Annotated in this window: 10 protein-coding genes; 9 read left to right on the top strand and 1 reads right to left on the bottom strand. The window is 39.3% G+C overall.

The window, feature by feature from the left end:
- Nucleotides 1-83: 83 nt before the first annotated feature.
- Nucleotides 84-797: an HAD family hydrolase gene (locus tag J5V48_RS05440; protein ID WP_219937556.1), complete on the top strand. Its 714-nt coding sequence runs from the start codon at nt 84-86 to the stop codon at nt 795-797.
- Here the strand turns inward: J5V48_RS05440 and J5V48_RS05435 are convergent, their stop codons facing one another.
- Nucleotides 798-1,490 (bottom strand): hypothetical protein, encoded by a 693-nt coding sequence (locus J5V48_RS05435; protein ID WP_219937555.1) that lies wholly within the window; start codon nt 1,488-1,490, stop codon nt 798-800.
- Between the two features lie 170 nt (nt 1,491-1,660).
- Between J5V48_RS05435 and J5V48_RS05430 the strand changes: the two genes are divergently transcribed.
- The 8 genes from J5V48_RS05430 (at nt 1,661) to fabF (ending at nt 8,120) form a co-directional block, all read left to right on the top strand.
- Entirely contained in the window at nt 1,661-2,194 is a 534-nt protein-coding gene (locus J5V48_RS05430) for a YceD family protein (protein WP_219937554.1), read from the top strand.
- Between the two features lie 163 nt (nt 2,195-2,357).
- Nucleotides 2,358-2,582, top strand: coding sequence for a 50S ribosomal protein L32 (gene rpmF, locus J5V48_RS05425; RefSeq protein WP_219937553.1), 225 nt, complete (start codon nt 2,358-2,360; stop codon nt 2,580-2,582).
- 65 nt (nt 2,583-2,647) lie between these two features.
- A complete protein-coding gene (locus J5V48_RS05420) occupies nt 2,648-3,622 on the top strand; it encodes a phosphate acyltransferase (RefSeq protein ID WP_219937552.1) in 975 nt (324 codons plus the stop codon).
- A 66-nt stretch (nt 3,623-3,688) separates the two neighbouring features.
- Complete coding sequence (locus tag J5V48_RS05415; protein WP_219937551.1) at nt 3,689-4,642, top strand: beta-ketoacyl-ACP synthase III; 954 nt, start codon at nt 3,689-3,691, stop codon at nt 4,640-4,642.
- Nucleotides 4,643-4,662: 20 nt separating this feature from the next.
- Complete coding sequence (gene fabD / locus J5V48_RS05410) at nt 4,663-5,595, top strand: ACP S-malonyltransferase (protein ID WP_219937550.1); 933 nt, start codon at nt 4,663-4,665, stop codon at nt 5,593-5,595.
- Nucleotides 5,596-5,604: 9 nt separating this feature from the next.
- Nucleotides 5,605-6,348, top strand: coding sequence for a 3-oxoacyl-[acyl-carrier-protein] reductase (gene fabG / locus J5V48_RS05405; protein ID WP_219937549.1), 744 nt, complete (start codon nt 5,605-5,607; stop codon nt 6,346-6,348).
- 182 nt (nt 6,349-6,530) lie between these two features.
- Complete coding sequence (gene acpP, locus J5V48_RS05400) at nt 6,531-6,767, top strand: acyl carrier protein (protein WP_219937558.1); 237 nt, start codon at nt 6,531-6,533, stop codon at nt 6,765-6,767.
- A 105-nt stretch (nt 6,768-6,872) separates the two neighbouring features.
- Nucleotides 6,873-8,120, top strand: a complete 1,248-nt coding sequence (fabF, locus tag J5V48_RS05395) for a beta-ketoacyl-ACP synthase II (RefSeq protein ID WP_219937548.1) — start codon at nt 6,873-6,875, stop codon at nt 8,118-8,120.
- The last annotated feature ends 73 nt before the right edge of the window (nt 8,121-8,193 follow it).

Below are 8,193 nucleotides of genomic sequence, written 5' to 3'. Positions count from 1 at the left end.
AATACATGTTTTTAAAGAGCATCAACGCTAGAGTGCATCTAGGTTTGTTTTAAATTTCCATGTGGGAAACTAGAGTTAATTAAATGTCAGATTACTCTCATATTGATGGAGCCCGTGACATTGTAAGGGCTGAGTGTTTTTCAAAGATAAAAGAACATCTAAAGGCAGTTGTTTTTGATCTGGATGGAACTCTTACAGACAGTGTAGGACAGATTATTGCATGTACTCATCATACATTTGATTTTTATAAAATCAGACAGCCGGAAGATAAAGCTATTATGAGTACCATAGGAAAAGAGCTGTCTGAGGCTTTATGCATACTTCTGCCAGACGAGTATAAACATCTTAAGGTTCAGTTTACCAAGGATTATAGAGAAATCTTTTCTGCTCACAAGGAATATCAGATAGATAAGGTTTTCCCGGGAGTAGAAGAGCTTGTAAAAAAACTAAGAGAGCACAACATAAAGATTGGCTATGCCTCTGGCAGATCTGAAACTGGTATAAAAAGAACTTTAGATGCCACCTTTCTTGGCGATTACTGTGATGCAATCTGTGCAGGAAGTGAGGTTCCGTCTAAACCTGAACCTATGATGATGTACAAGGTATGTTCAAGACTCAATGTCAGCGAAAAAGACACACTTGGAGTTGGAGATTCTGGGCTTGATATAAAAATGTACCAGAATGCATCAAGCATGTCTTTAGGAGTTCAGACTGGAGTATGGTCAGGAGAGGCTCTTTTGACACTCAATCCTGATATGCTGCTAAAAAGCATAGGCGATCTGACCTCATATCTCTAGTTATTTTCCTTTGGTGCACTTCATATCGTTTAGTGCACCGTGACCTGCAAATATGAATGGATAGTTATCTGTTGCTCTGTCTGTTATAAAAAGAACATTGATTTTGCAGTTAGAGTTAAGATCATTCATTTTTTCTTTTGTATAGAAAATACTGTCAATAAGCTGAATATCGAAAACAGCTCCCTTTATATCATTGGTAATAAAAAGCTTATTCTCAAAATTTCTGCTTACACTCTGAACCTCAAGATCAGATAAAACTAGAGGAACTTTTGAAAGCTCTAAAAGGTATGGCTGCATTGTTTTGTTGTTAGCCATTTCAGATAACTGCTTTTGAGTTACAAAAATTCCGCTATAGGTTGCATATCTGTTATCTTTACTGATATTTACAGTTGCAGGTATTGTGTTATTGTACTGCTCAGTTGTTATGACAGAGACAGCTGGCTCCTTAATAGTGCTTGAAAGTCCTTTTGATGAATAGTTAAAAACAATGGTAGTAGTCTGAAACTTCTTTCTTGCTGTCATGTCCTTTATCATAATCTGTTCAAGATTATCATTGTAAATTTCAGTCTTTCCTAAAATTGCCTCATAAACACCGTAATGTTCAGTCACAAATTTTTCTGTAAGAACATATGCATTTGAGCTAGCTGTATAAATCAAGGCCAGGGCTGCTGCAAAAACAGATAATGCTTTCATTGATACTCCAATATACTGTACGGACAATTTAAGTATAAATGTTAATTGTAAAAACGTTGAAAAAAAAGAAAATTTTTTGATGTGTGTATATAAAAATTTGTACTCTACACTACACAGCATAAACTACTGTATAATTTGCACCATGTATTAACAGTTTTCAGGATATAAGCATGCAGGAATTACCATTTAGCAAGGTTATTAGTTTTGATAAGGCAGTAGGAAGTAGTGCTCAGTACAGTGTAAAGATTGAACAAGAGCATTTTCCAAGGCTTAGTGAATCATGCTGCTCAATATTAGAGCCAATTGAAGCAAATTTCAGATTCTTTAAAGATCTTCAGGGGCTTTCAACTATTGAAGGTAGCCTGAAGGCAAAAGTTACATTTGTATGCCAGAGATGTTCTAAGGAGTTTGTAAAAGAGCTTAACAGTACTTTTTCAAGTACCTGCGATGAGCAGAAGGCAAAAAGTCTTAAGATTGATCAGAAACTTGATATAGTTGAACTCAACGATGACGGCACTTTCAATCTGCTAGATTTTCTTGAAGACTGCCTTCTTTTAGAAATACCTTTTATTACATCACACGATGAGGATGATCCTGAGTGTATTGAAAACGAGAATGGATGGTCATTTGGAAAAATAGTAAAAAGTTCAGAGGACAATCCATTTGCTAAGCTTCAAAGCCTGAAAGAAAACTTAAAAAAATAAGCAGAAAAATATAAAAGGTAAGTTAATTTTTCTTCTTGAAAACAAAACTGAATATAAGTATAATACTGCGATTAGTTCAGCCTGTGGCTGAGAGTTTTTTTGTTTATGTGAAGCAGAGCATTAGGCTTTGCGATGATGTTAAGTTATATTAGGAGACAACAAGATGGCTGTTCAGCAGAACCATAAGTCCCGTTCACGTCGTGACATGCGTCGTTCACACGATGCTTTATCAGCAATGAGATTATCAACCGATAAGACTTCAGGTGAAGTTCATATTCGTCACAACATCACTGCTGATGGTTACTACCGTGGTGAGAAGTTAAACTTAAAGGCAGCTGAGCCTTTATTATCAAAGAAAGATTACTTAGCTTCTATTAAGGCAAAATAATTTTTTTTTAATAAAATGATTTATAGGAGAGGGTGTCGAGTTATATTTGACGCCCTTTTTTGCTTATGAGAACTGATAATTATATTACAGTAGCTTTAGATGGTACCGGTGGAGATAATGTTGATCCACAGTCAGTAGCATCTGCTGTCCGATTCGCAACTGTTTTTGAGCCAAAGCTCAAGGTTATTGTCTACGGAGACAAGAAACTACAGACAGCTTTAGAATCACAGAAAATTAGCCCTGATCGTTATCAGTTTGAATATGCTCCGGTCGTTATTGCACAGGATGAAGAGCCAAGAAAGGTAATTTCAGGCTTTTTGAATTCTGCTATGAGATTGGCAATTGAAGCTGTAAAAGACAAAAAGGCATCAGTTGCAGTATCAAGTGGCGGTACAGGTCCATTGGTATGTTTATCAAGACATATTCTTGGTGTCATTGATTCAGTAAGACCAGCATTATGCGCGAAAATTCCAGCAGGTCCTGGCAGATACTCATTAATGCTTGATTTAGGGGCAAATGCCTTAAGCGGAAGTGAGGATATGTATGAATTCGCCCTTTTAGGATCAGCTGCCTACAAGTCAATGTTTAATACTGACAGACCAAGAGTCAGCATTCTTAATGTAGGTACTGAGAGAAACAAGGGCAGTGCAAAGGTCAAAGAAGCAAGAGACCTTGTCGAGAGTAACAGCAAAATCAATTTTGTAGGCTTTGTTGAAGCAAACAACATGTTCTGCGACTATGCAGATGTCATAGTAACTGATGGCTTTACAGGAAATGTAGCACTAAAGGCTGCTGAAGGTGTTGCCTCAGTATTTTTAAATGCACATGGAATCAAGAAGTTTTTCTCAATGCTTGCAAGACCTGATTGGCTTGAACCATGGCAGTATAACGGCTCTATGCTTTTAGGTGTAGACGGACTTGTTGTAAAAAGCCATGCAAGTGCAGGTAAGGAAGCTGTTGCAGTTGCCCTTGTACAAGCTTATAAACTTGCAAGACAGAATATTGTTGAAAATATCAAGAATGAACTGAAAAAAGCATAATAGAAATATTTGCATTTTCTTGATAGAATACCGTCCATTGTTTTTTTTAAATTTGTGGAGACTTCATTGTTTACTAGAATTCTAGGAACAGGTAGCTATTTGCCTGAGCAAGTGCGCACTAATGCTGATTTAGAGCGTATGGTAGAAACCTCTAATGAGTGGATATTAGAGCGTACAGGTATCAGTGAGCGTCGTATTGCAGCTCCTGACGAAACAGCTGCTAGTATGGGTGCTATTGCTGCAAAAAGAGCTATTGAAGCTGCTAATGTTGACGTATCCGAAATTGATCTTGTTATTTGTGCAACAACTTCTTCACAAAATGCTTTCCCATCAACAGCCTGTGAAATCTCTGGAATGTTAGGTATTTCAGATTGTCCTGCTTTTGATCTTGCTGCAGCCTGTTCAGGTTTTAGCTATGCATATGCATTAGCACATTCCATGATTCTTTCAGGTCAGTCAAAGAAAGTTCTGATCGTTGCTGCAGATCTTATGTCTAGAGCATGTGATCCTAATGACAGAACTACCATTGTTCTTTTTGGTGATGGTGCATCAGCATGTATTCTAGGTCAGTCAGATACTGAAGGAACAATCGCTGTTCATATGTCTGCTGATGCCAAATATGGTCCTTTACTTTCATTACCTTATCCAAAGCGTGGTGAGAAGTCTGAAAATGACTGGTTGTATATGAAAGGAAATGATGTGTTCAAGCATGCCGTAACTGTTCTTGCATCTCTGGTAAGCAAAACCCTTGAGAAGGGCAATATCAAACCAGAACAGCTTGATTTTCTTGTTCCACACCAAGCTAACATGAGAATCATTGCAGCTACTGCAAGAAAGCTAAAACTTGATATGTCACAGGTTATTGTTACTCTCGACAAGCAGGGTAACACATCAGCCCCATCTGTTGGTCTTGCTCTTGATGAAGGTATCAGATCAGGACGCATCAAGCGTGGTGACATACTATTATTAGAATCATTTGGTGGCGGTTTTACCTGGGGCTCAGCTCTGATTCGCTACTAATAAATACAGGAGTTTATTTTATGAAAAAGTTCGCTGCCGTTTTCCCAGGTCAGGGTTCACAAAGCGTTGGTATGTTTGCTGATTTCATGGACAATGAAATTGTAGCAAAGACTTATGAAGAGGCCAATGCTGCTTTAGGTTACGATCTAAAGGATATTACTTTAAACGGCCCAGAAGCAGAATTAAACAAGACTGAAGTTACTCAGCCAGCTATTTTAACTGCATCAGTTGCTGCATACAGAGTTCTTGAGGCAAAGGGCTTCAAGCCTGAGGCTGTTGCAGGTCATTCTTTAGGCGAGTACTCAGCATTGGTTGCTGCAGGTGTTATTTCATTTGCTGATGCAGTAAAACTGGTTCGTCTTCGTGGTAAGGCAATGCAGGAGGCCGTTCCTGCTGGTGTTGGCGCAATGGCTGCTGTTTTAGGTCTTGAAGATCAGGTTATCGTTGATGTATGCAACGAAGTATCTACAGAAGATGACAAGGTTTGGGCAGCAAACTTCAATACTCCAGGTCAGGTTGTTATTTCCGGTAACAAGGGGGCTGTAGATAGAGCCTTAGAGCAGTTTACAGCTAAGGGTGCCAAGAGAGTTGTTCCTCTTGCAGTGTCAGCTCCTTCACACTGCCCTCTAATGCAGAAAGCTGCAGATGTTTTAAAGGCTGAATTATCAAAGATTCAGATCAATGATGCATCAATCCCTGTATATGTTAATGTTCTTGCAAAGCCATTAACCAAGAAAGAAGAGATTATTGATGCTTTAGTAAAGCAGTTAACTATGCCAGTTCGCTGGGTTGAAACTGTAAATCAGTTAAAGGCTGATGGTGTTGAGGCTTTAATTGAAGTTGGTCCAAATAAGGTGTTATGCGGTTTAAACCGTAGAATCGACAAGACTCTTGGCAGTGCAAATATCTGCAATGAGGAAACTCTTGCAAAAGCTTTAGAAGTTATTGCTTAAGGATTTAATATGAAATTAGATTTTACAAATAAGGTTGTATTAGTAACTGGCGCAAGTCGTGGTATCGGTAAGGCTATTGCTCTTGCATTCAAGGATCTTGGTGCTAAGGTTTATGGTACAGCTACATCACAGTCAGGTGCAGATGGCATTACTGAGTACTTACAGGGGCAGGGTAAGGGTTTTGTAATGAACTCTCTTGATTCTAAGACTGTTGAAGAGTGTTACAATGCTGTTGTTGCAGATGCTGGTACCTGTCCTGATGTTTTAGTAAACAATGCTGGTATCACAAGAGATACTCTTTTCATGAGAATGAAAGATGAGGATTTTATGGCTGTTATGCAGTGCAACCTTCTTGCATGCGTTCAGTTATGTAAACTCTGTGTTAGCCCTATGATGAAAAAGAGAGCTGGTAGAATCATCAATATCTCTTCAATCGTAGGTCAGGATGGTAATGCAGGTCAGACCAACTATGCTGCAGCAAAGGCTGGATTAATCGGTTTTAGTAAGTCACTTGCTAAGGAAGTTGGATCTCGCGGAATCACTGTAAACTGTGTAGCTCCAGGTTTCGTTGCAACTGACATGACAGCTGCATTAAATGAGGAGCAGTTAAAGGCTTGGACCAATACTATTCCTCTAAAGAGAGCTGCAACTCCAGAAGATATTGCAAATTCAGTTGTTTTCTTGGCATCTGATATGGCATCATACATCACTGGTTCAACCATTGATGTAAACGGTGGTTTACACTGTAACTAGTGAAAATTGTGGTTTAAATCACTAAATGCTGTAAATTTGGTGATTTTAAACTACCAAAATGTTTAATTAAAGGCTATAATAGGTCACAAGGTTTTAACTGATTTTGACATTGGGTCGAAATCGCTTTTTATAGGACAGTAGCTGCTTAGGCAGTCTGATCAAGGAAAGAAATGAGTAACGACATCAAAGATATTGAAGAGCGCGTTAAGAAGATTATCGTTGACATGTTAGGTGTACAGCCTGAGGATGTAGTACCTGAGGCATCATTTGTTGATGATCTAGGTGCTGACTCACTCGACACTGTAGAGCTAGTAATGGCTTTAGAGGAAGAGTTCGAGACTGATATTCCTGATGAGGAAGCAGAGAAGATCAATACCGTTAAGGCTGCTATTGATTACATCACTGAGCATCAGAACTAATCAATTTTAAATAAGATGGCTAAACCATCTTCTGATATTTAATCAAATAGACTGGAGATGAATTTCATCTCCTTTCTTTTTCTTATAAATTACGGAGATCCAACGGTGCAATTACGTAGGGTTGTAGTTACTGGTCTGGGTATGTTAAGCCCAGTTGGCGGTAACCTTGAAGAGTCTTGGAAAAATCTTTTAGCTGGTAAGAGCGGTATCAGCAAAATCGAGCATTTTGATACTACTGATTACACAGTAAAAATTGCTGGTTTAGTAAAGAATTTCGATCCAGAGCAGTGGGGCATCGCTCGTAAAGATGAGCGTAAGATGGATACCTTCATTCAGTACGGTATCGCTGCTGGTATTATGGCAATCAATGATTCAGGTCTTGAGATTACAGAAAAGAATGCAGACAGAATCGGTACCATGATTGGTTCAGGTATTGGTGGCTTAACCTTAATCGAAAAGAATATTAATGGTCTTGCTGCACGTGGTCCACACGGTATCAGCCCATTCTTCGTTCCATCAACCATTATTAACATGGTTTCAGGTCAGCTTTCTATCATGAAGGGTCTTCGCGGTCCTAACCTATCTACAGTAACAGCTTGTGCAACCGGTACTCATGCTATCGGTTTATCAGCTCGTTTAGTTGCTTTTGGTGATGCTGACGTAATGATTTGTGGTGGCGCTGAAAAGGCTTCAACTCCTATGGGTATCGGCGGTTTTGCTGCAATGAAGGCATTATCACACCGCAATGATGATCCAGAAGCTGCATCACGTCCTTGGGATAAGGATCGTGACGGTTTCGTATTAGGTGACGGTTCAGGTGTTCTGGTTCTTGAAGAGTACGAGCATGCAAAGGCACGTGGTGCAAAGATCTACGCTGAGTTAGTCGGCTTTGGTATGTCAGGTGATGCTTACCACATGACTGCAACTCCAGAGACTGGCGAAGGCGCAGCTCGTTCAATTCTTCATGCTTTAAAGGATGCCAACGTTAAGCCAGAGCAGGTTAACTACATCAATGCTCACGGTACTTCAACACACGTTGGCGACTTATCAGAGCTTCGTGCAGCAAAGAGCATCTTCGGTGACGCTCCTAAGAACTGCTGCATGAGTTCAACCAAGTCAATGACTGGTCACTTATTAGGTGCAGCTGGTGCTATCGAAGCAGTTATTACTGTTATGTCAGTTAAGGATCAGATATGTCCTCCAACAATCAACCTTCAGAATCCTGAAGATGAGGTTGGCGATTTTAATCTTGTTCCTAACGTTGCTCAGAAGCACGATATTGAGTACGCATTATCAAATAACTTCGGTTTTGGTGGTACTAACGGCTCATTATTATTCAAGCGCGTTGACTAATAGATTAACCAATATCATTTAGCCACAAAGAGGCTCATCTTTTTGATGGGCCTTTTTTTTATTGGTCAAACAT

It is taken from the genome of Succinivibrio faecicola (assembly GCF_019448115.1).
Lineage (GTDB): Bacteria > Pseudomonadota > Gammaproteobacteria > Enterobacterales > Succinivibrionaceae > Succinivibrio > Succinivibrio faecicola.
The sequence above is the reverse complement of the archived record's forward strand: the minus strand, read 5'-3'. Positions and strand labels throughout refer to the sequence as shown.

What these genes read in the sequence shown, in the direction of transcription:
- J5V48_RS05440 (WP_219937556.1), top strand. Translation starts at nt 84, where the DNA reads ATGTCAGATTACTCTCATATTGATGGAGCCCGTGACATTGTAAGGGCT.
- J5V48_RS05435 (WP_219937555.1), bottom strand. Translation starts at nt 1,490, where the DNA reads ATGAAAGCATTATCTGTTTTTGCAGCAGCCCTGGCCTTGATTTATACA.
- J5V48_RS05430 (WP_219937554.1), top strand. Translation starts at nt 1,661, where the DNA reads ATGCAGGAATTACCATTTAGCAAGGTTATTAGTTTTGATAAGGCAGTA.
- rpmF (WP_219937553.1), top strand. Translation starts at nt 2,358, where the DNA reads ATGGCTGTTCAGCAGAACCATAAGTCCCGTTCACGTCGTGACATGCGT.
- J5V48_RS05420 (WP_219937552.1), top strand. Translation starts at nt 2,648, where the DNA reads ATGAGAACTGATAATTATATTACAGTAGCTTTAGATGGTACCGGTGGA.
- fabD (WP_219937550.1), top strand. Translation starts at nt 4,663, where the DNA reads ATGAAAAAGTTCGCTGCCGTTTTCCCAGGTCAGGGTTCACAAAGCGTT.
- fabG (WP_219937549.1), top strand. Translation starts at nt 5,605, where the DNA reads ATGAAATTAGATTTTACAAATAAGGTTGTATTAGTAACTGGCGCAAGT.